Origin of the sequence: Enterococcus sp. 125944, assembly GCF_051909435.1 — a bacterium.
In the GTDB taxonomy this organism is placed as follows: Bacteria; Bacillota; Bacilli; order Lactobacillales; family Enterococcaceae; genus Enterococcus_D; species Enterococcus_D gallinarum.
This window is the reverse complement of the sequence record NZ_JBQASY010000011.1, coordinates 80,214-101,201: the sequence shown is the minus strand read 5'-3', so window position 1 is coordinate 101,201 and position 20,988 is coordinate 80,214. Positions and strand designations below refer to the sequence as shown.

Sequence of the window (20,988 nt, the reverse complement as noted above, 5' to 3'; positions counted from 1 at the left end):
TACGCTATATACTTCGTTTTAAGTTTAATAGTATATCACATTAGGAAGGCGGAAAAAAATGAAGAATATCGTTTGGTTCTCAGAAGGTACGAAAGATCAAAAAGAGCTATTAGGGGGGAAAGGAGCAAATTTAGCTGAAATGACCAGTATCGGGTTGCCTGTTCCTGCGGGATTTATTGTTACAACAGATGTTTGCCGACAATTTTTAGAAAACCAGCAACTTACACAGCCGTTGGTAGAAGAAATTATTCGAGCAGTAGCTACATTGGAAGAACGAACCCACAAGTCTTTTGGCGGAAACCAGCAGCCATTACTGGTTTCTGTTCGCAGTGGGGCAAAGTATTCCATGCCGGGGATGATGGATACGATTCTCAACTTGGGGTTAACTGATCAAACGGTACAGACGCTGGCAGCGAATACAAAGAATCCTACATTTGCCTATGATTGCTACCGTCGCCTTATCCAAATGTATGGGGATGTTGTTAAAGGGATCGATAAGAGTCATTTTGAATCCTATTTAACGACCTATAAACATAAAAAGGGATATCCTTCTGATCAATCAATGGTCGCTCCAGACTGGCAAGAGATTTGCGAGGTTTTCAAAAGTATTTATATGGAACATACGCAAGAACGATTCCCTCAAGATCCGCTGGAACAATTATTATCAGCCGTTCAAGCTGTGTTTCGTTCGTGGAATAATCCTCGGGCTATCACTTACCGTAAAATCCACAAAATTGCTCATGATCTAGGAACAGCCGTGACTGTTCAGGAAATGGTTTTTGGCAATAGTGGTGCTGCAAGTGGAACTGGCGTTGCTTTTACTCGCGATCCGACGACAGGACACAGAGGATTATTTGGTGAATTTCTCGCTTGTGCACAAGGAGAAGATGTTGTCGCGGGGGTTCGTACGCCAAGACCGATTAGTGATTTAGCCAAAACACAACCAGAAATCCACGCGCAGTTTTCGGCGATTGCCGAGTTATTAGAGAATCATTACAAAGACATGCAAGATATTGAATTTACCATTGAAGAAGGGCGATTATTTGTTTTACAGACTCGTAATGGCAAACGGACAGCCAAAGCTGCTGTACAGATTGCTATAGATCTAGTTTCTGAAGGAAAGATCACGAAGAAAGCGGCACTGCATCGATTGACACCAGACATGCTTGATCAGTTGCTGCATCCCATCTTTTCCCCGGAGTCACTTGCTAAAGCATCTCCTCTTAGTCAAGGGTTACCTGCCAGTCCCGGTGCAGCGGTAGGTCGAGTTTATTTTTCTGCAGAAGCAGCGGTCAATGCCCACCAAGCAGGAGAAAAAGTTATTTTGTTGCGACAAGAAACCTCACCGGAAGACATTGATGGGATGGTTGTTAGTGAAGCAATCGTGACTTCTAGAGGCGGCATGACTTCTCATGCGGCAGTCGTTGCCCGAGGACTAGGAGTTTGTTGTGTGGCAGGTTGTGATCAGTTAGCAGTCGATTCATTTTTGAAACAGGCTCGATGTGGTGAAGCAATCATTCAAGAAGGAGACTATCTATCAGTGGATGGGACGACAGGCAATCTGTATCAAGGTGCGCTATCACTGGTTGCCTCGCAGGATTTTGGTTTGCTGCAGACGATTTTAGACTGGTCTAAAGAAAGAGCAGACCTAGTAGTACGAGCAAATGCGGAAACCATCGAAGAAATCAAGACAGCAGCTTCTTTTGGAGCAGCAGGTATTGGACTAGCGCGAACGGAGCATATGTTTTTTGGTGAATCTCGGATCTGGCCGATGCGGCAAGTGATTTTAGCTGAAACGACTGAAGAAAGACAGGTAGCTTTGTCTCAGCTAAAAACGTTTCAGTTAAATGATTTTAAGGAGTTATTACTGCAGACAAAAGAACAGAAATGTGTCATTCGCTTGTTGGATCCGCCATTGCACGAGTTTTTACCACGACCACAAGAATACGAAGAAATGGCCGAGCGCAGTGGCTATTCTCTAGAAAAAATCAAGCAACGAGTCCATGATCTACAAGAAGTAAATCCGATGATGGGGCATCGAGGAAGCCGTCTAGGAATTACTTATCCTGAGATTTATGAGATGCAGACAGCTGCAATTATCGAAGCAGCACTGCAAGTTTCTGATACAGGCAGTGTTGTGTATCCTGAGATTATGCTGCCTTTGATCAGTATGCCGGAAGAAATGCGCGTTTTGAAAGAACGTCTTGAAATGTACATCCGACAAATTTTTGCTCACTATCAGAAAGAAGTACCTTTCAAAATTGGGATGATGTTAGAAACACCAAGAGCATGTTTATTAACGAAAGAATTAGCTCCGCTAGCTGATTTCTTCAGTTTTGGGACCAATGACCTGACACAAATGACTTTTGGTTTTTCACGGGACGATGCTGCTGGATTTATTCAGCGCTATTTAGATCAAGGTATCTTGTCTGAGGATCCGTATCAACATCTTGATAAAGCGGGTGTAGGACAACTAATGGAACAAGCGGTAACATCCATTCGCCAGCTAACAAAGGAAAAAGCGATCGGTGTTTGCGGCGAAGTAGGTGGAGATCCTCAATCCATTGCATTTTTGCGGGAAATCGGTATTGACTACGTTTCTTGTTCTCCATATCGAATTCCAGCGGCTTGGTTAGCAATTGCCCAGTCTGCTCCGGATCCTCTTTCTTAACTATGGAACAAAAAGCGGCTTTTTTCGGATATTAAAAAGAGCACTCCTTAAGTTTTAGCTGTTTCACACCTTCCAAAAGTAATCAATAAGCCTAAATAATCAGCGAGATCCTTCCCCAACGTTCAACGTTGCTGCTAGTGGTCGCGCTGATTGTTGAGGCTTTTTTGTTTACTCTAATGACTTTTTAATTGTTGTGTATTTTTTAGATACGAAAAAAAATTTGATGATTAAAAGAACAAGGAACTCTTAATAAAAGGAATACAATGACCGATTACGAAAGAGTAAGTCTGTTTGAAGAAGTTTCTTCGTTGCAGAAGTTAGAGAGAATTTGAAAAATGAAGGAGTGTCTCAAGTTTGAGAAAAAAGAAAAAGAGTATTGGGCTTTATGTTGGTTTGGTTATGATCTTAGTTGCAGTTATTCCAATTTTATTTTTAGTTGTGAGTTCGTATTTAACAACAAAAAAATCATTGATTGAACGAAATGACATCAACAAAGAAAGTGCTGTACGATTGATTATAGCGGAAGAAGATATGCTGCGAAAATCAACAGAAGATAAATTGAAGTCAATGGCAGAACTTCCTCCAATGAAAACAGAATACAGTATGGGGAGAATCCGTGATAGTCTCTCAACAGCGATTGCTGGTACAGATAGTTTTCGAGCAGTTGCTTTCGGAACTGAGGAGAAAGAATTTGTCTCATTCAATCCATTACCCGATGACTATGATCCAACCACTCGACCATGGTATAAAGGAGCAATCGAAGCAGGGGGAGAAGTTTATTGGACAGATCCTTATCTAGATACAGTAACGAATGAATTTGTGACGACAGCTTCTGTGATGATCACAAATTCAAAAAAACAGATCGGTGTCTTGTGTGTCGACGTTTCTTATGAATCGATCCAAAAAATCTTGTCGTCTATTGACGTTGGTCGTACCGGGAATGTTTCATTGGTTTCAGAGTCTGGTGTAGTGATTACATCCAAGGAAAAATCACTGATAGGAACAAATATTCAAGAGAAAACAGTATTCAAACGAATTGCTGCTGCAGAACAACCAATCGGGAGAGTAAAGCCGGCAGATTCCAATGGAATCAATGATGTGATATACGATAAACCTGCTGGGTCAACGGTTTGGGCATTTTCAGAAGTAGAAGCAAATGATCTGGACAAAGAGCTACATTCTATTATTTGGATTTCTGTGGTCGTTGCCGGATTTATGATTCTTTTGATCGTTGCCGTGTCTATTTATACAACGAGGATCGTGAGCACGATCATGAACGTTTTCAATGAGAAATTTTCTAAAATGGGTGCCGGTCAATTGGAGTTGTTAAAACGACATCAAAAAGATCCAAACCAAAAATGGCGATTTGGTCAGTTCGCTGAACGAATCGTTTATCCAGATAAGGATGGCACAGAGATCCATCAGATGGCAGCTAATTATAATCAAATGGTTATAGAAACTGGGAAACTAATCAAAAATGTTCAAAAAGAAAGTGGCAATGTCGCTTCAATGTCTGATTCCTTATTAGAGTTGGCCAAACAAATCGGCGTGGCAGCAGAAGAAGTTTCAGAAACAATTACTGGAATTGCAGAAGTGACTGGCTCACAAGCACAGGAAACAGAACATAGTGTGGCGCAATTACAAAATCTTTCCCATGTAATCAAAGAGCTAAGCAATACCATCAATGAGATGAGCAGCAAGTCGCAAGAAGCGACAGACATCAATCAAGAGAGTTTAAATCTGATGGATAAAGTTGGTTCAAGCTGGCAAAATGAGCTGGAACAGATGGAAAAATTGATGACGAATATGACGAATATGAATGACAATATTCAGAATATCAATACCATTATTCGTGTGATCAATGACATTTCTTATCAAACCAATTTACTGGCCCTAAATGCTTCAATCGAAGCCGCAAGTGCGGGGGAATCCGGCAAAGGCTTTGCGGTAGTAGCAGCAGAGATTCGTAAGCTGGCTGAACAAAGCAAAGCTTCCACGAAAGAAATCGAATCAATCATTGAAGAAATTCGTACACAATCTGCTCAAATGGTAGAACAAACATCTGATTCGCTAAAAGGCGGCGAACGGCAAACGAATTTGATTCAACGGGTCATTGCTTCTTCAAAAGAAGTCTATAAACGCAGTATGTTCATGATTGATGGCATTCGTGATGTAGAAGAAGCAAGTAAGCGGATCGAACAGATCCAAGGAAATGTTTTAGTTGATCTTGAGAACATCTCTGCTTCGACAGAGGAAAATGCGGCTGGTACACAAGAAGTTTCCGCTAATTCAGAAGAAGTTCTAGCGACAATGGATGAATTTACCAACCATGTTTCTGATCTTAGAGATATCTCAAAAGTATTGAAAAAATTGACCGATCAATTTGAATTGAAATAAATGAAAAAAACACCGTGACAGTCTTCGTCAGCAGAAGAACTGTGCGGTGTTTTTTGCGAGGGATCGCTTTTATAGAAAGACAAAAAACGAAGCCTGTTTTCCTGTTTTTCATTGATCCAGGATAGTCAGTCTTCGTTTTTTTGTAGTAAATCACTTATCAATTTATTTTGGTTTGAACATGGCTTATTCATCTATTTGCGAGCGCTGGATGATCATTTCTACCCGTCGATTTTCAGAACGTCCGGCTGCGGTGTCATTGCTTGCTTTAGGTTGCGTATCAGCATAGGCTTGGATAGCAGCATTTTGTTCGGAGATAATCTTCTTGTCGATTAAATAGTTCATCACTGTGATTGCACGAGCCGCACTCAAGTCCCAGTTAGATTCATAAAGACCTGTGCCTTTCTCCGGTACGTTGTCAGTATGACCAGCAATAATAATTTTATGTGCTTTCAACTTTTTTAAAGCAGAAGCAAGGGTATCCAGAGACTGGCTGGTTTGGGAAGTGATCCCAGCACTACCAGAAGCAAATAGGATACTGCTGTCTAATGTGATGTGAAGACCGTCCGCTTCTAAACTGACCTCGCTTTGTCCGTCTAAAGCAGATTCGGCTAAGTCTTTTTGTAATTGTTCACTGATCTTTTCCAGTTGTTGGTTTTCTAGTTGCATGCGAGTTGCTTCTTCTTGTGCCTGTGCTTCAGAAGCATTGGTTGCAGCGCTGTTGCCTGTTTTACCAGAGGCGCCCATATCGATGACAGAACCAATGACTGGGGAGCCGCTATGATGACTGGAAAGAATTGATCCAAATTCACTACGAATCTCCTGAAACTTCTCATCATCGACCTTCGCCATGGCAAACATAACGATAAAAAGGGCCAAAAGCAGTGTCAGCATATCAGAGTAGGGCAGAAGCCATGCTTCATCAACGTGTTCTTCCTTTTTCTTTTTTCTTTTCATGTTGAGTTAACCTCTAGGATCTTTCTTCTCGTTTGTTTGGTTCAATCAAACTATAGAGTTTCTTTTCAATACTCTTAGGAGATTGTCCTGCTTGGATCGCCAATACACCTTCAACAATAATCGACATCACTTGTACTTCTTGTTCCGATTTCAAATTCAGTCGAGAACTGAAAGGAATAAACAAGACATAGCCAAAAAAGATTCCGTACAGTGTTGCCACAAAGGCAGCTGAAATCATATGCCCCAATGCTTCGACATCTTCTAAGTTGCCGAGAGCACCAATCAGACCAATAACAGCCCCTAGAACTCCTAGTGTCGGTGCACTTGTTCCGGCTGTTTTAAAAATATTAGCGCCAACGTGATGCCGCTCTTCGATACCGTAGATCTCATTTTCCATGATTTCTTTGATCTGATCTTCAGGAATTCCATCTACTACCATTTCCAATCCTTTTTTTAAGAATGGTTCTTCCAAGTTTTGAATGGCATTTTCTAAAGACAGTAATCCATCACGCCGTGCTTGGTTGGCCATATCTACGATACTATTGATCGTTTTTTTTACATCGTACTCTTCGTTTTTAAGTAGAATACCGAAAATTTTAGGTATTCGTTTGATGTCACTACTCGGAAACGAATTGACAACAGCTGCGATCACTCCAACGAAAATAATGATAGCTGCTGCTGGGTTGATCAAAACCGCTACGTTTGCCCCTTTTACGATCATTCCGACAACGACGGAAATAACGCCTAATACTATACCGATCAGCAAGAAAAAATCCATTTGTTGCTTCCTCCTATAACTTCTATTACCTAAATATGTACCTTATTTTATTATCGGATAAAAAAAATGAGAAATTAAGATGTGGAAAAAATATTTTTAATATAACGTCTTTATGAAACTTTCTTTCGTTTTTTTCTTTTTTTGGTGATTATTTGTGTAAAAATGCGCAAAAATAAAGTTAATTTAAAAGTGGCTTGACTATTTTAATAAACCGCTTTATTTAAACAGCATTTAAGTTATTTAAATTATTTAATATCCTTTATTTTAAAGAATAGTTTATTTTGTTGATTATTTTTTAATCATGTTTTTAGAAATATCATTAATCATTTTGTTTGCTGCTTCTTCCAGTTTCCTTTGTGAATAAATGATTTAAAAGAAAGGATAACAGCTATTATAAAATGACTATCAAATAACACACTATCTCCATAATCAAAAGATAATAACAGTAAAATTTAAAAAATCAAATTGTAAAATAATTTTAATTACTCTATAATTATACCGCGCGATGTTTTTTTTAATTATATCAAAAAAAAATGATTATTTTGACAAAAGGTTGAAATTCTTATCGGATGATCATCTGATACAGACTGAAAGGAGTACTGAAAAGATTGGATAGTTATGAGTTGTTAAAAACGACGCTTGCTGTTTCTGCTAAAAGAGCAGAGCTGATTTCTTCAAACATAGCCAATGTGAACACGGATGGTTATAAAGCGAAGCGAGTAGAATTTGAAAGCGAATTGAAACAAGCATTACAGGCTGCTGGGAATCAATCTTCACAAGAAGACATTCTTTTACAAGTACAGCCCCGGGTAACTCAAAATGCGAACACAAGTCTTAAGGACAATGGCAACAATGTAGATTTAGAAGTAGAAATGCTGGATCAAGCAGCAAACGGATTATATTACAGTGCATTGACTGCACAAATCAATGGGCGTTTGCAAATGATGAATTATGTATTGAGTAATTAAAGAAAGTAGGCAAATGTAGTGGGTGTTTTTGATGGACTGACGATCAATGCAAGTGGTTTAGCGTTGGAACGATTAAAACTGGATACGATATCGACCAATATTGCGAATGTCAATACCAACCAAACAGAAAATAGCGAAGCATACCAAAAGAAAAGCATTCTTTTTTCTGAAAATCTTAAGACGGTTCAAGATGGAAAGACAAAGAATTATGGTGTTAAAGTGACGGGAATCCAAACGGACGAAACATTGAAATTGACTTATGATCCGACTAACCCTGCTGCGGATGAAGACGGCTATCTTGAACAATCAAATGTGGACATCGCAGATGAAATGGTGGCAATGATCCAAGCAGTGCGTACATATGAAGCGAATGTTTCTGCCTCCGAAATGAATAAAACAATTCTCAAAAAAGCACTAGAAATATCAAAGGGGTAGAAAAAAATGAATGAATTATTATCAACACAAGGATTAACCGAATATCAGAATTCCTTACGGGCACTTGGTGCTTCAGGAACTTCTGCAACTGAAGTTGATTCTTCATCAGGTGCTGCATTCGGTAATTATTTGTCTGATGCGCTTGAAAATCTTAATCAAAAAACTGCAACAATGGATCAAGACACGATCAAAATGATCACAGGAGATGAGAGTGATCTAGGAAATATAATGATTCGAATGACAGAAGCACAGTTAGCGCTCCAAACAGCCGTGACCGTGCGCAATAAATGCTTAGAGGCATATAACGATGTTAAAAATATGCAGTTTTAGCAGTTGGCGAGGGAATAAAGCGAAATGATGGAAAAATTGAAAGAATGGCCGGACCTGATCAAAGAACGATGGCAGGCTCAAAGTTCACTGAAAAAATTGATAGCAATTCTTTCCGTTATCAGCGTTATTGGTGTCGCGGCAACAATGTATTACTTAAATACAAGAGTCGAATACGGTGTTTTGTTTACAGATTTAAGCGAAGCTGATGCAGGAGCGATCACCAATGATTTGACAGATCAGAAAATCGACTACAAGTTGACAGATAATGGAACGACCATTTTGATTGCCAAAGAACAAATCGATGAATACCGGATTGAATTAGCAGTCGAAAATAAATTACCGAACACAGCAACGGGATTTGAGCTTTTTGATGATGCTAGCATGATGACTACCGATGAAGATCGGAAAATCATGTATCAGCGTGCCGTTACCGGAGAGTTGCAACGGGCAATCGAGACATTAGATTCTGTCAAAACAGCGAAAGTTCTCCTAGTGATGCCAGAAGACAGTGTTTTTTCGAGTGAAGAAAGCAAACCTACTGCTTCGATCATTCTAACACTAAAAAATCAACAGATTTCTGAGGAAGCGGTACAAGGAATTGTGACGCTGACTTCGGGTGCCGTTGAGAAGCTTGAGCCAGAGAATGTCAAAGTCGTCGATAGCTCAGGAAATACATTGACGATCGAAAAAGATGAAAATAGTCAGCTCAGTAGTTTGAACAGTAAGTACATTGCAATCAAAAATGAGTATGAAAAAATTCTGGAAGAAAAAGTCTCGAAATTGTTGGCACCAATCTACGGTGAAGATAAATTTCAAGTCTCCATCAATTTAGATCTGAACTTTGATTCGATTGAAAGTACCAAGGTGACTTACGATGATCCGGAAATAAGAAAAGAAACAGTTCAAGCAGCTGGATCTGGCGAAGCGATCCAAGAAGCCCAAACGGGTACAGTCGATGACAATGTTTCTAATGTGACCGGAGATGATGGGGATGCAGGCAGTTCATACAGCCGCTCAGTCGAAAATGAATTGAACACAGAAACGACCAAAAGAATTACAGCACCGGGTATGATTCAACGAATGACAAGTTCAGTGGTCGTTAATGCAGACCTTTCGCAAAATGATCAGGCGGAACTGCAGTTGCTGATTGCCAGTGCTGTAGGATATGATGCTGATCGCGGCGATGATATTGCTATCCAAGGCTTTGACTTTGCCCAAGCAACAGCAGAGGTGGAAGAAACGGAAGGTACGGAACAATTAGCAGCGGCAAAAGGCTATCTGAAATATATCATTTTCGGTGGTATCGCATTGGTCGTGATTTTGTTAGTGCTATTCGTGATTGGATTGGTTCGAAAGCGTCGCGAAGATCAAATTTCAGTAGATGTAACACAAGAATTGCCGGTTGCACAGCCAGCTGATTCAGAACCAGCACCAGTTATGGAAGAATCCGAAGAAGTTGTCTTTGGCGGTCTAGGGCACAACGTTGATACTTCAGTTGAAGAATCAAATGAGCCTGAACAAGAGCCGGTCGAGGAAAATTCTTTAAATCATTCAGCAAAACAACATGCCGATTCAAATCCGGAAGTGGCTGCTGAATTGATTAAAGCTTGGATGAAGGAAAAATAGAGGGGAAAGAAACGATGGAAACACTCGATGGTGTCAAAAAAGCAGCAATACTCTTGATCTCATTGGGATCGGAAACCTCTGCGAAGATCATGAAACTTCTACCGGAAAATTATATTCAAAAAGTGAGTTATGAAATCGCCAATATCGATTTTGTCAGTCCGGAAGAACGCGATCAAGTATTAGAAGAATTTTCAACGACATTCACTGCTAGAAAATATGTTCTTGATGGTGGGATCGATTATGCAAAGAATTTATTGAATCAAGCATTAGGTTCCCACAAAGCAAAAGAAGTGATTGATGTGTTGACGCAGATCCAATTGCGAGAACGCCCATTTAATATTGCACGTAAAGCGGATGTGCAACAGTTGACGAATCTCTTGATTGGTGAGCACCCTCAGACGGTCGCTTTGATTCTATGTTACATGCAGCCCGATAAAGCAGCTAATGTGTTATCGCAGTTTCCAGATCATCTCCAAGTAGAAATTGCAGAACGGATCGGTACGATCTCCAGCACCTCGCCATTGATCATTGAGCGAATCGAAAAAGTGATCGAGAACAAGTTCTCTAACTATGTAGAGAATGACAGTGAAAACGTGGGCGGCGTGCACACATTGGTAGAGATCTTGAATTCAGTGAGTCGAAGCACCGAGAAGAATATTTTGACCGATCTGGAAAAGCGGCAGCCTGAGCTTTCAAATGAAGTCAAATCAAGTCTGTTCACATTTGACGATATCGTTACACTTGACCGATTGGATGTTCAAAAAGTGCTGCGGGATGTACCAAATGAAGTGCTTGTCCTTGCACTCAAAGGTGCTCCAGAAGATATCAAAGCTTTCGTTTTCTCAAATCTTTCATCTCGTGCAGTGGAGAATTTACAAGAAGAGATTCAATTTATGGGACCAACTCGATTGTCTGCTATTGAGGAAGCACAGCAAAATGTGGTCGCTGTGATTCGCCGTTTAGACGAAAATGGTGAGATCTATCTTGGAAGGGGCAACCAGGATGCAGTGGTCAAATAGTAGCTTGTTGAAACATGAAACGGTCAAAAATCTTGATACCGAAAAATCAATTTTAACTGAAGCTGTAATTAAAACGCCTTCTCCGTTACTTTCTCCTACTGATTCGACAGAAGCGGGGCGTCAAAAGCGGCAAGCAGCGCAACGAGAACGTGCGTGGAAACTTGAAATGGAGCGTCAGCGTAAAGAAATTGAAAGGTTGAAACAACAAACACTAGAAGCGGCTCAAGCAGAAGCCCAACAAATCAAACAATCTGCGCAAGAAGAAGGCTATGCTAACGGATTTGCAACTGGACAAAAGGAAGGCTATGAGCAAGGGTATCAAGAAGGCATGTCTGTAAGTAAAGAGACAGCTGCCAAGCTTATTGCACAAGCCGAGCAGAATGTACAGCAGGTAGCAGAAGAGATTAATGCTTTTCGGTCAGAGAAAAAAGCTGAGATGATTTCCTTCGGTGTACAGATCGCCGAAGCACTGATCAACCAGCGTTTCGAGCAAAGCAATGCTGCTTTGCTTGCTTTTTTGGAGCCTATTTTACTGCAGTTTGAACAACCGGACCAGTTCTTGACGATCCGCATTCATGAACAGCATCTGCATGTCCTTAAAGATATCTTGGAAAGTCGAAAGCAGGCGATCAGTAATTTTCGCTATTTGCTGTTACCGGATGATCAGCTTTCAGCTCACGATTTTGTGATTGAATCAGATGATTCGATCGTTGTCTTCGAGTTGGAAAAAGAAATTCAACTTTATCTGCAGCATCTTTTAGAAAGTAGTGAATAGCAATGGTGCTTGAATTACCTGTTGGACCAATTGTCCAAAAAGCAAAAAAACGTAGATTTTACTCCATTTATGGGAAGGTCAGCGAAGTGGTTGGTCTATTGATCAAAGTGGAAGGATTAGCCGTTTTTGTAGGAGAAATCTGTGAAGTGAAGATCCGCAACAGTTCTCACGTTGCGTTAGCCGAAGTTGTCGGTTTTGTTAAAAAGACTGTTCTATTGATGCCGTTAGATCAATTAGAAGGTATTGGACCTGGCTGTTTAGTGAAGCCTACCGGCACAACACTGACGGTCAAAATCAGTGACTCGCTCCTAGGGCATACATTAGATGGATTAGGACGTCCAATGGATATGGCGATCGATTTAAGTGATGCTGACGAGTACCCTGTCAGTCAAGAATCTCCTGATCCATTTCAGCGGAAAAAAATCTCTGAAATCATGAGTACAGGTGTAAGAGTGATCGATGGTTTGTTGACCGTTGGCCAAGGACAGCGGATCGGTATTTTTGCCGGAAGTGGTGTAGGGAAAAGTACGTTGCTTGGGATGTTGGCTCGCTATTGCGAAGCCGATATTATCGTGATTGGACTTGTAGGCGAACGTGGCCGAGAAGTAAAAGAATTTATTGAAAACGATCTGGGTCCAGAAGGCTACCGCAAATCAGTCGTTGTTTGTGCAACTTCCGATATGCCGCCTTTAGTACGTTTGAAAGGGGCACATGTGGCAACCGCTATTGCCGAGTATTACCGAGATCAAGGGAAGAAAGTTGTGTTGATGATGGACTCCGTGACTCGCTTTGCGATGGCGCAACGAGAAATTGGTCTATCCACGGGTGAGCCGCCGACGACTAAAGGGTATACGCCTTCGGTATTTACGGCGCTGCCAAAACTGTTGGAACGCAGCGGGATGTCCGATCAAGGATCCATCACTGCTTTTTATACGGTTCTGGTTGAAGGGGATGACATGAATGAACCTATCGCGGATGCCGTCAGGGGGATTCTCGATGGTCACATTATCTTATCTAGAAAAATTGCCGCTCAAAATCATTATCCGGCGATCGATGTTCAAAACAGCTTGAGCCGTTTAATGAAGACATTAGTTACGCTTGAACACTACAATGACGCTGGTGAATTAAAAGAAAATATGGCTGCTTACGCTGAAGCGAAAGATTTGATCGATATTGGTGCATACAAATCAGGTGCAAATGCCATCACCGATCATGCTATCGCATTGCATCATCCAATCAATAGTTTTTTACAACAAAGAGTAGATGAACGAAATTCATTTGAAGAAACACGGGCTGCATTGGCTGCTTTGTTCAATGAGGATGCAGCTCTTGAACGACAGCGAAATGCCCTGCAATAAGAAAGAAGGTAACTGAAGATGAAAGCTTTTCATTTTTCATTGGAAAAGGTATTGGATCACCGTGTGAGTGTAGAACAAGAAGCAAAACGAGCCTACGCAGAGAAACAAAAAGCAGTGATCCAAAAAGAACAAGTTCTTACTCAAATGATCAATGAAAAAACCGCATTGATGGACGTCAATGAAATGACTCTTGGTCGTATGCAAGTTCAGCATCGCTATCTTACTGCTTTAGAGTCTGGCATTCATGAGATGTATCAGCAAGTGCGTCAGCTGAATCAGGAAGTTGAAGTTGCTTTGACAGCTGTCGTTCAAGCACAGCAAGAACGAAAAGTCGTTGAAAAGCTAAGAGAAAAGAAACTCGAAGAATACAATTATGAATTGCTTCAAGAAGAACAAAAACAATTAGATGAAATGGGCAGCCGTAGTCTAGCAATGCGCTGAGTTGCAGCTGCGGATTCACAAAATCAGTGAGAGGAGGTGAAAAATGAAACAAGTGGCTATCACGCCAGCACTTATGAAAGTTGCTGACAAACAACAACCTGCTGCTGTCAAAGATCCAGGCAATTTCATTCAATTCCTGCAACAGTTTTCCCAAAATCTTGAGGATAACTCAGCGAATGAAGATGGAGTGCCGCAAGGGGATCTTTCTTGTGTAGAACAGGAAAATCAGCTAGTGGACGACAAAGAAGATGAATCAGTCGCCGATTCTGAAAATGCAACCGACACACGTATACCAGAAGCAAATTCAGAAATAACGAAACAGGCAGAAATCGTAAATGAAGGAGCTTTGGGGTGGCTAGGTTTTTTCGGATCGCAAATGACTGAATCGAAGGGAAGTATTTTGGGAGGCTGCCCATTGCAACTGCCAAAGGAAGACCCGTTAGTGGTGGGTTCGGTCAGTGAGCAATCTGTCACTTCAGTAGCGACCGATCAAGTATTTCAGTCAACAGGAGGAAATCCGTTAGAAGACACTGCTTCAGAATCAATTCTGAGCAAGCCAGACACACCTGTAGCAGCGATTCTGTCAGTAGGAGAACTGACTGCGGACGGAGAAAAAATCCACTTGGATTCTGGAACAGAGAGTATCTCACAAACAGATGCCCCAGTAGATGCAAAAGGAAATACAACCAGTGAAAAGACACTTCTGGTTGATGAACCTTCAAAGGGGAGTGTACAGTCTTTCATTCCACAGCAAGCACTTGAAAAAGTCGCTATTTCCGAGAGTTCCACAATTGACGACTCAATGAAGCCAATCGATGGATCTAACGGTTTGCAGCAAACAACGACACTAGACTTGTCCAAGTTGTTGATGCAGAACGATCAACGTCCGACACCAGCTGCAGTCAAAACAGTCGTAGAACCATTGACGCAGAAAATTGAACAGTTAGTACAGACTCCAGAGAAAAAAATCACACTCCAATTAGTGCCGGAAAAACTTGGCAAAGTCCGAATTGCATTGGAAGTTACTGCGCAAGGGAGCCGTCTGGAATTTACGGTAGAGCAGCAACAGACCAAGCACTTATTGTCATCGATCAAGACAGAACTGGAGCAAGTCCTTCAAAAACAAGAAAATCAACTGATTTCTGGGAAAGAAGGCGTCTTGAAAGAAAATCCTGCCACAGCGGTTGAACGTGCTGCTTTGACTGATTCACTTGCTAGTTTTACTTCGACGACTGATGGACAAACAGCACAACAAGGCTTCTCACAGCCTCAAAGACAATCGGGAAAAAAAAGCTACAATCAAGTTCCTTTACCTAAAGAAGAAGAGACAGCAGAGCAAACAAATCATGCCATTAGTATTTTGGCTTAATGCAAAAGGAGAAGAAAGATGCCTAATGAAATTACACAATCGGCTGCGGGGATCGCAAATGCAACTTCTTTAGCTCAAACCCACCGAGCTTCCGATATTTCAATGGATGATTTCCTTAAGATTTTAGCAGCTACTATGAGTAATCCTTCTTTTAGCGGTGACTCTTCAGGCGGCGGAACGGATTACATTTCTCAATTGGTCCAGTTTACTACATTGGAACAATTGAATGAATTAAGTGAGACGGTAATGACGTCAGTGATCCTTCAGCAGCAACAACAGGCTTTTGGTCTGATCAACAAAGAGGTCACAGTATTAGATGGAAAAGAAAAAGTTACAGGAGTCATTGAGAAAGTTCGCTTTTCGAATGGGTATGCCACGATCGTTGTCAATGGGAAAGAGTACAACATGAGTGCAATTGAAGAGATCGGCGGCGATCCTAAAACTTCGGATGGATCAGAAAGTGAATCAGAGAGCGAATCGAAAGGTGAGTCAGTATGAATCAAATAGGCCGCAATTTACCATTACAAGCTGCCACCTCTGAAAAAACGTCTAGAACCGCACCCTATCAAGCAAGAAATACCGATTTTTCGGAGATGTTGCAAGACAAGCAAAGAAGTATCAAAGTTTCCCATCATGCACAAAAGCGGCTGACGGATCGAGAATTAACACTTCAAGAGACCGATTATGATTCGCTTTCAACTGCAATGAGTGAATTAGCAGCTAAAGGTAGTAAAGAATCATTATTAGTATACAAAGATATGGGGCTGATTGCAGATGTTCACAGCCGTACGATCATTACAGCAATGGGAATGAACGAATTGAACACAGTCACCAATATCGATAGTGCAACATTTATTAAATAACAGCTGGACTGAAAAGGGGCTGTAGTATTTTCTGAATGACAGAGGAAAATACGTCAAATTGAAGGAGGAAAACAAATGTTACGATCATTATATTCAGGTGTTAGTGGAATGAAAAATCTTCAAACGAAAATGGACGTGGTATCAAATAATATTGCCAACGTCAATACGATTGGTTTCAAATCAAGTCGGGTACTTTTCCAAGACATGATGAGCCAAACCACATCAAATGCAACTGCACCAGGAAATGGTTCAGGTGGTGTCAACGGTACACAAGTCGGTTTAGGCGTGCAAGCTGGTTCGATCGACATGATCAATACAGTCGGAGCACCTCAATCTACTGGGCGAGCAATGGACTTTTACATCAGTGGGCAAGGGTATTTCATGGTCAAAGGTTCTGGCGAAAATGGCGAAACTTATTACACACGTGATGGATCTTTCGTACGAGACAGTAACGGCACGCTGACTAACAGTGATGGAATGCAAGTATTAGGACGTACTGGCAGCACAAATCCGCCACTCGTTTACGATGACAAATATGAAGAGGGTGCAGGACTTAGCGGCGAAACAGAGATTGGACCGTTAGAAATTCCTGCAACAATCACTGTTGATGGCAAAGAACTTACTTATAATTCAATGGCCATCGATGCCAATGGACTAGTCGTTGCAAAATACGGCGACAAATCATTCGTCATGGGGAAAGTCTCTATTGCAACTTTCAATAACCCTGAAGGATTGGAAAAAGTCGGCGGAAATAACTACATGCAATCGAACAACTCGGGTGCCCCAATTGTTGCGGGTGCAGGTCAAAATGGCTCAGGTCGTCTACAAGCAGGCGCATTAGAAATGTCGAATGTCGATCTATCGACGGAATTTACAGAAATGATCATTGCCAGCAGAGCGTATCAAGCAAACTCAAGAAGTATCACCACTTCTGATGAAATGCTGCAAGAATTGTTGAACTTGAAACGTTAACAGAATCCCTCATAAAAAATAGGAGGTACCGGATGATTTTATTGACGGCACTGAATGGCAGAGAGTTTTATCTAAATCCGGAACTGATCTATCGGGTCGAAGAAATGCCCGATACGTTGATTACACTAATCGATGGCAAGACACTGGTTGTAACTGAGTCTGCGGCAGAAACGGCACAGCGTGTCATTGACTATAAACTCTTGATCAATTCGAAACAAATAAATAACTAAGGGTGGGTTAAGATGGCTAAAGTGAAAGAAAAGGAAGAAAAAGAACAAGGGAAAGAAAAAAGCAAAGAGAAAGGAATCAATTTGTTTTTACTGATCCCGATTCTGTTGGTTATCGTGATTGGCGGGACGATTGGCGGGACATTGGTAACCAATCACTTCCTAGTAGAAGATAAAACCGTTGCGCCGAAAACGAAAGCAAAAGGCATTGCTTCTGATGAATCGATTGTTGCTTTAGAGGAATTTCTTGTAAATCTTGAGAAAGAAGAAGGGCAGGAACAGCAATACATGAAGGTCAACCTTTCGATTCTCGTTGATAATGAAGAAAAAAGCGAAGAAGTGACGAAGAATGTTGCTGTTATTCGGGATAGCATCGTTAACTTGTTGCGCCAAAAGAAAGCCAGTGACATTTTAAGTTCGGCAGAAAGTGTTCCGAATTTGAAAAAAAATTTGAAGGAAGCAATTAATCATGAGTATGGATCAGCAATCGTCAATGAAGTATATGTCACTGATTTAGTGATCCAATAGAAAGAGGAACGTTGATGGAAACATTTTTTTCATTGATTAAAATGATCGCTTTTTTGTTAATCATTTTGTATCTGATCAATGTCAGTTTGAAGTATTTGAATCGCTACACGAACCAACAGAATAATCAGCTGCGGATTCTACAAAAAGTCGCCGTCAGCAAATCCTCCTCCATTGGGATCATTCAGATTCTGGACAAATATTATGTGATGAGTTTTTCGGAACAGCAGAACCAGATCTTAAAAGAACTTAGTGCCGAAGAAGCAGCTATCTTGATGTCCAGAACTGGGGAAACGTCAGAATCATTACGAGTGACAGATTTCTCTGAATGGGTAAAGAAAGCAAAGAGCCAATTAGAAACGAAACGAGGCAAGCAAAAATGAGCGCAAAACGAAAATGGACGCTAGTAGCAGTGATCCTTTTAAGCAACTTATGGATGCCTCAAACTGCGTTTGCCTTAGACATTGGGGATATGAGTACCACGATTAGTGATTTGCTCTCTAACGGCAGTGGATCAAACGATACGATCAATACTTTTTTGCTGGTGACTTTGCTATCTTTGATTCCTGTTTTACTGATCATGATGACCTCGTTCACCCGCATCATTATGGTACTTTCTTTTGTACGAAGTTCATTAGGAACCCAGCAGAATCCGCCCAACCAAGTATTGATCGGTCTTGCTTTGTTTCTTACTTTCTTTATCATGAAGCCCGTCTATACGGATATTTATCAGCAAGCCATTGAACCTTTTGACCGGCAAGAAATCACGCAATCCGAAGTTTTTGATCGCTCAGAACGTCGAATCAAAGAATTTATGATGCTCCAAACACGAGAAAAAGATATTCAGCTTTTCGCCGAAGCTTCTGGGGCAAAAGAAAAATATGAAACTTCAGATGAAGTGCCGCTAACCGTAATGGTCCCGGCATTTATCATTAGTGAATTGCGGACGGCCTTCAGTATTGGATTTTTGATCTTTATTCCTTTCTTGATCATTGATTTAGTTGTTTCGAGTATTTTGATGTCGATGGGGATGATGATGTTGTCCCCGATCATGATCTCACTGCCATTTAAGATCCTACTATTCGTCTTAGTTGACGGTTGGTATTTAGTGGTGGAATCACTGATCAAGAGTTTCCAATAATTCACAGGAAAGGAGCAGAAAACCAATGTCTGTTGCAACGGTACTCGACATATTGCGAGAAGCATTCATTCGGATCTTGTTGATTTCTGGACCGGCGTTACTTATCGGGATGCTTGTGGGGTTAGTGATCAGTATTTTTCAAGCCACTACCCAGATTCAAGAGCAGACGTTAAGTTTTGTGCCCAAACTGATCGCTATTTTCTTAACATTGATTCTTGCCGGCAATTTTATGCTGAATCTTTTGCTTAATTTCACTAAAACCATCTTTAAGATGATCGCGGCATTGTAAGGAGGCAAAGCATGGCACTGATCCAAGCAAGTATCCTGATTTTTTGCCGCATGATGGCATTTGTTATCTTGTGTCCCATATTTTCACAACAAAATTTTCCTTCGCTTGCGAAAGTGGTTCTAGGCGTTGCCTTCACCTTCCTTTGTTTACCTGCGGTCGAACCATTGCCAGAGACGACAACGTTTATGTTTGCGATTTTGGCTCTCAAAGAGATTTTACTGGGAATGGCGATGGGTTATTTGAGTCAGTTAGTTTTTACTGGCGTGCAAATTGCTGGTCAAATGATCGACTTTCAAGTGGGGTTTTCGATGGCTCAGGCCTATGACCCGACGATCCAAATGAACGTCTCTCAATATGGAAAAACGTATTATTGGTTAGCCGTAGGAACCTTTTTCACCTTGAATTTGCATCATCGCTTGATTTCAGCGCTGCTTCTATCTTTTACGATTGTTCCCTTAGGAACAGTTCAAATTAGTGGTACCACCATCGAAGGTGTCGTGAAACTATTTGGACAGATGATGGAAATGGCACTCAATTTAGCTGCGCCGATGCTCATAGCACTACTGATGGTAGATCTGGTATTAGGGGTGATTTCGCGGTCGATTCCACAAATCAATATCTTAATGATGAGTCTTTCCTTAAAAACAGCAATCAGTTTTATGATCTTTTTGCTACTACTGCCAAACGCCATTACTTTTTTGAGTAAGCAGCTTCCAGATACAATCAAGTATTTACAAGAGTTCATGACATCACTGAAATCATAGAGAGGTGAAAAACGTGTCAGAAAAAGACGGCAAAACAGAACAACCCACGGCCAAGCGTTTACGGGATGCCCGTAAACGCGGAGAAGTTCCTAAAACGCAAGAGTTAGCGGCTGCGGTCTCTCTGATGGTCTTTTCTTTTATGTTGTTGCCCCTTTGGCACTTTTTTGCGCAGCGCTTTTTACCTTATCTCACTCGAGCGTTGGAGCATCTGTATTTGTTTGAAGCCAGCGTTGCGGATTTACCTCGTTTAGGACTTCAAAGTATTTTGCTATTTTTTTTGCTTTGCGCACCTGTCTTTGTGATTGCTTATGCGGTTGGTTTAATTACTAACTATGCTCAAGTGGGAATCTTATTTTCTGCTAAAGCAATCAAACCAAATTTCAAGAAGCTGAATCCGCTGGCTGGATTAAAGCAACAATTCAGCACTCGAGCGCTTGCCAATCTCGCTAAAACGTTAGCAAAATTTGGCATTATTGTTTATCTTTGTTACCAGAAATTTTTGGCGGCTGTCCCAACATTACTGGGTGTCAGTGAGGTCGGTTTAGAAAAAACAGTCTATTTTCTGATTGAACGGGCAAAGGATCTATTTTTTCAAATCTCACTTTTTTTGATTGTTTTAGCGGTAGGAGACTATGTGTATCAACGCTACAGTCATCGCAAGAACTTGAAGATGAGCAAGCAAGAAATCAAAGATGAATACAAGCAAATGGAAGGTGATCCGCAAGTCAAATCTCAGCGGAAAGCAAAATACCGAGAGATGACACGCAACGCCATCGCTCACATCAAGGAAGCCACTGTCGTTATCACTAACCCGACGCACTTTGCCATTGCGATTCGCTACGATGCGGAGAATGAAGGAGTGCCGAGGGTTTTAGCAAAAGGTGCTGATCAGTTGGCACAGCGAATGAAAGCAGAAGCAGCAAAAGAAAACATTCCGATGATCGAAAATCGGGAAATTGCTCGAGCTCTTTATAGACAAGTAGAGCCGGGGGATTTGATACCAGTAGAGATGTACGAAGCGATCGCTGAGATCATTGCACTGGTTTATCAATTGGAAGAAAACGAACGCGGAAAGATTTAAAACGG

Annotated in this window: 23 protein-coding genes; 21 read left to right on the top strand and 2 right to left on the bottom strand. The window is 41.1% G+C overall.

The features are described 5' to 3' along the window. Positions 1 to 58 precede the first annotated feature (58 nt). Together ppdK and ACTFWY_RS11045 are read left to right on the top strand one after the other, a co-directional pair. Positions 59 to 2,671, top strand: a complete 2,613-nt coding sequence (gene ppdK, locus ACTFWY_RS11050; protein ID WP_081131847.1) for a pyruvate, phosphate dikinase — start codon at positions 59 to 61, stop codon at positions 2,669 to 2,671. Positions 2,672 to 3,025: 354 nt separating this feature from the next. Beyond that, the gene (locus ACTFWY_RS11045; RefSeq protein WP_439926949.1) at positions 3,026 to 5,068 is read left to right on the top strand and encodes a methyl-accepting chemotaxis protein; all 2,043 of its coding nucleotides are present in this window, start codon (positions 3,026 to 3,028) and stop codon (positions 5,066 to 5,068) included. A gap of 183 nt (positions 5,069 to 5,251) precedes the next feature. On the opposite strand, the gene ACTFWY_RS11040 is transcribed toward ACTFWY_RS11045, so the two are convergent. Then, a complete protein-coding gene (locus tag ACTFWY_RS11040; protein ID WP_156248260.1) occupies positions 5,252 to 6,022 on the bottom strand; it encodes an OmpA/MotB family protein in 771 nt (256 codons plus the stop codon). A 13-nt stretch (positions 6,023 to 6,035) separates the two neighbouring features. Continuing rightward, positions 6,036 to 6,800 (bottom strand): flagellar motor stator protein MotA, encoded by a 765-nt coding sequence (gene motA / locus ACTFWY_RS11035; protein ID WP_060813697.1) that lies wholly within the window; start codon positions 6,798 to 6,800, stop codon positions 6,036 to 6,038. A 608-nt stretch (positions 6,801 to 7,408) separates the two neighbouring features. Here motA and flgB point away from each other — a divergent pair. The 19 genes from flgB (at position 7,409) to flhB (ending at position 20,983) form a co-directional block, all read left to right on the top strand. Beyond that, positions 7,409 to 7,768 carry a flagellar basal body rod protein FlgB gene (flgB, locus tag ACTFWY_RS11030; RefSeq protein WP_409535898.1) on the top strand — a complete coding sequence of 120 codons (360 nt, stop codon included), beginning with the start codon at positions 7,409 to 7,411 and terminating at the stop codon, positions 7,766 to 7,768. Positions 7,769 to 7,786: 18 nt separating this feature from the next. Further along, positions 7,787 to 8,203 (top strand): flagellar basal body rod protein FlgC, encoded by a 417-nt coding sequence (gene flgC, locus ACTFWY_RS11025; protein ID WP_081131844.1) that lies wholly within the window; start codon positions 7,787 to 7,789, stop codon positions 8,201 to 8,203. Positions 8,204 to 8,209: 6 nt separating this feature from the next. Then, positions 8,210 to 8,533, top strand: a complete 324-nt coding sequence (gene fliE, locus ACTFWY_RS11020) for a flagellar hook-basal body complex protein FliE (RefSeq protein ID WP_060813694.1) — start codon at positions 8,210 to 8,212, stop codon at positions 8,531 to 8,533. A 27-nt stretch (positions 8,534 to 8,560) separates the two neighbouring features. Then, positions 8,561 to 10,159, top strand: coding sequence for a flagellar basal-body MS-ring/collar protein FliF (fliF, locus tag ACTFWY_RS11015; RefSeq protein WP_219645397.1), 1,599 nt, complete (start codon positions 8,561 to 8,563; stop codon positions 10,157 to 10,159). Positions 10,160 to 10,173: 14 nt separating this feature from the next. Beyond that, complete coding sequence (gene fliG, locus ACTFWY_RS11010) at positions 10,174 to 11,178, top strand: flagellar motor switch protein FliG (protein ID WP_060813693.1); 1,005 nt, start codon at positions 10,174 to 10,176, stop codon at positions 11,176 to 11,178. Next, positions 11,162 to 11,953, top strand: coding sequence for a FliH/SctL family protein (locus tag ACTFWY_RS11005; RefSeq protein WP_409535897.1), 792 nt, complete (start codon positions 11,162 to 11,164; stop codon positions 11,951 to 11,953). The genes fliG and ACTFWY_RS11005 overlap by 17 nt, the downstream gene beginning before the upstream one ends. 2 nt (positions 11,954 to 11,955) lie before the next feature. Continuing rightward, positions 11,956 to 13,311, top strand: coding sequence for a flagellar protein export ATPase FliI (gene fliI, locus ACTFWY_RS11000; RefSeq protein WP_103300697.1), 1,356 nt, complete (start codon positions 11,956 to 11,958; stop codon positions 13,309 to 13,311). Between the two features lie 18 nt (positions 13,312 to 13,329). Further along, on the top strand, positions 13,330 to 13,752 hold the full coding sequence (gene fliJ / locus ACTFWY_RS10995; RefSeq protein WP_060813690.1) for a flagellar export protein FliJ: 423 nt from the start codon (positions 13,330 to 13,332) through the stop codon (positions 13,750 to 13,752). Between the two features lie 43 nt (positions 13,753 to 13,795). After that, positions 13,796 to 15,121, top strand: coding sequence for a flagellar hook-length control protein FliK (locus tag ACTFWY_RS10990; protein ID WP_409535896.1), 1,326 nt, complete (start codon positions 13,796 to 13,798; stop codon positions 15,119 to 15,121). 18 nt (positions 15,122 to 15,139) lie between these two features. Further along, complete coding sequence (locus tag ACTFWY_RS10985) at positions 15,140 to 15,619, top strand: flagellar hook capping FlgD N-terminal domain-containing protein (RefSeq protein WP_060813688.1); 480 nt, start codon at positions 15,140 to 15,142, stop codon at positions 15,617 to 15,619. Further along, on the top strand, positions 15,616 to 15,984 hold the full coding sequence (locus tag ACTFWY_RS10980) for a flagellar protein (protein WP_409535895.1): 369 nt from the start codon (positions 15,616 to 15,618) through the stop codon (positions 15,982 to 15,984). Before ACTFWY_RS10985 ends, ACTFWY_RS10980 begins: the two co-directional genes overlap by 4 nt. A gap of 75 nt (positions 15,985 to 16,059) precedes the next feature. Then, the gene (locus ACTFWY_RS10975; protein WP_060813687.1) at positions 16,060 to 16,956 is read left to right on the top strand and encodes a flagellar hook-basal body complex protein; all 897 of its coding nucleotides are present in this window, start codon (positions 16,060 to 16,062) and stop codon (positions 16,954 to 16,956) included. Positions 16,957 to 16,988: 32 nt separating this feature from the next. Continuing rightward, positions 16,989 to 17,186 carry a flagellar FlbD family protein gene (locus ACTFWY_RS10970; RefSeq protein ID WP_060813686.1) on the top strand — a complete coding sequence of 66 codons (198 nt, stop codon included), beginning with the start codon at positions 16,989 to 16,991 and terminating at the stop codon, positions 17,184 to 17,186. Positions 17,187 to 17,198: 12 nt separating this feature from the next. Next, positions 17,199 to 17,711, top strand: coding sequence for a flagellar basal body-associated FliL family protein (locus ACTFWY_RS10965; RefSeq protein ID WP_060813685.1), 513 nt, complete (start codon positions 17,199 to 17,201; stop codon positions 17,709 to 17,711). A 14-nt stretch (positions 17,712 to 17,725) separates the two neighbouring features. Next, positions 17,726 to 18,091 (top strand): flagellar biosynthetic protein FliO, encoded by a 366-nt coding sequence (locus tag ACTFWY_RS10960; protein WP_060813684.1) that lies wholly within the window; start codon positions 17,726 to 17,728, stop codon positions 18,089 to 18,091. After that, positions 18,088 to 18,849, top strand: a complete 762-nt coding sequence (fliP, locus tag ACTFWY_RS10955) for a flagellar type III secretion system pore protein FliP (protein WP_409535894.1) — start codon at positions 18,088 to 18,090, stop codon at positions 18,847 to 18,849. The genes ACTFWY_RS10960 and fliP overlap by 4 nt, the downstream gene beginning before the upstream one ends. A 25-nt stretch (positions 18,850 to 18,874) precedes the next feature. Beyond that, positions 18,875 to 19,138 carry a flagellar biosynthesis protein FliQ gene (gene fliQ / locus ACTFWY_RS10950; RefSeq protein WP_060813682.1) on the top strand — a complete coding sequence of 88 codons (264 nt, stop codon included), beginning with the start codon at positions 18,875 to 18,877 and terminating at the stop codon, positions 19,136 to 19,138. An 11-nt stretch (positions 19,139 to 19,149) separates the two neighbouring features. After that, positions 19,150 to 19,902: a flagellar biosynthetic protein FliR gene (gene fliR, locus ACTFWY_RS10945; protein ID WP_257602798.1), complete on the top strand. Its 753-nt coding sequence runs from the start codon at positions 19,150 to 19,152 to the stop codon at positions 19,900 to 19,902. A gap of 13 nt (positions 19,903 to 19,915) precedes the next feature. Continuing rightward, positions 19,916 to 20,983, top strand: a complete 1,068-nt coding sequence (flhB, locus tag ACTFWY_RS10940) for a flagellar biosynthesis protein FlhB (RefSeq protein WP_103300693.1) — start codon at positions 19,916 to 19,918, stop codon at positions 20,981 to 20,983. Positions 20,984 to 20,988 lie beyond the last annotated feature (5 nt).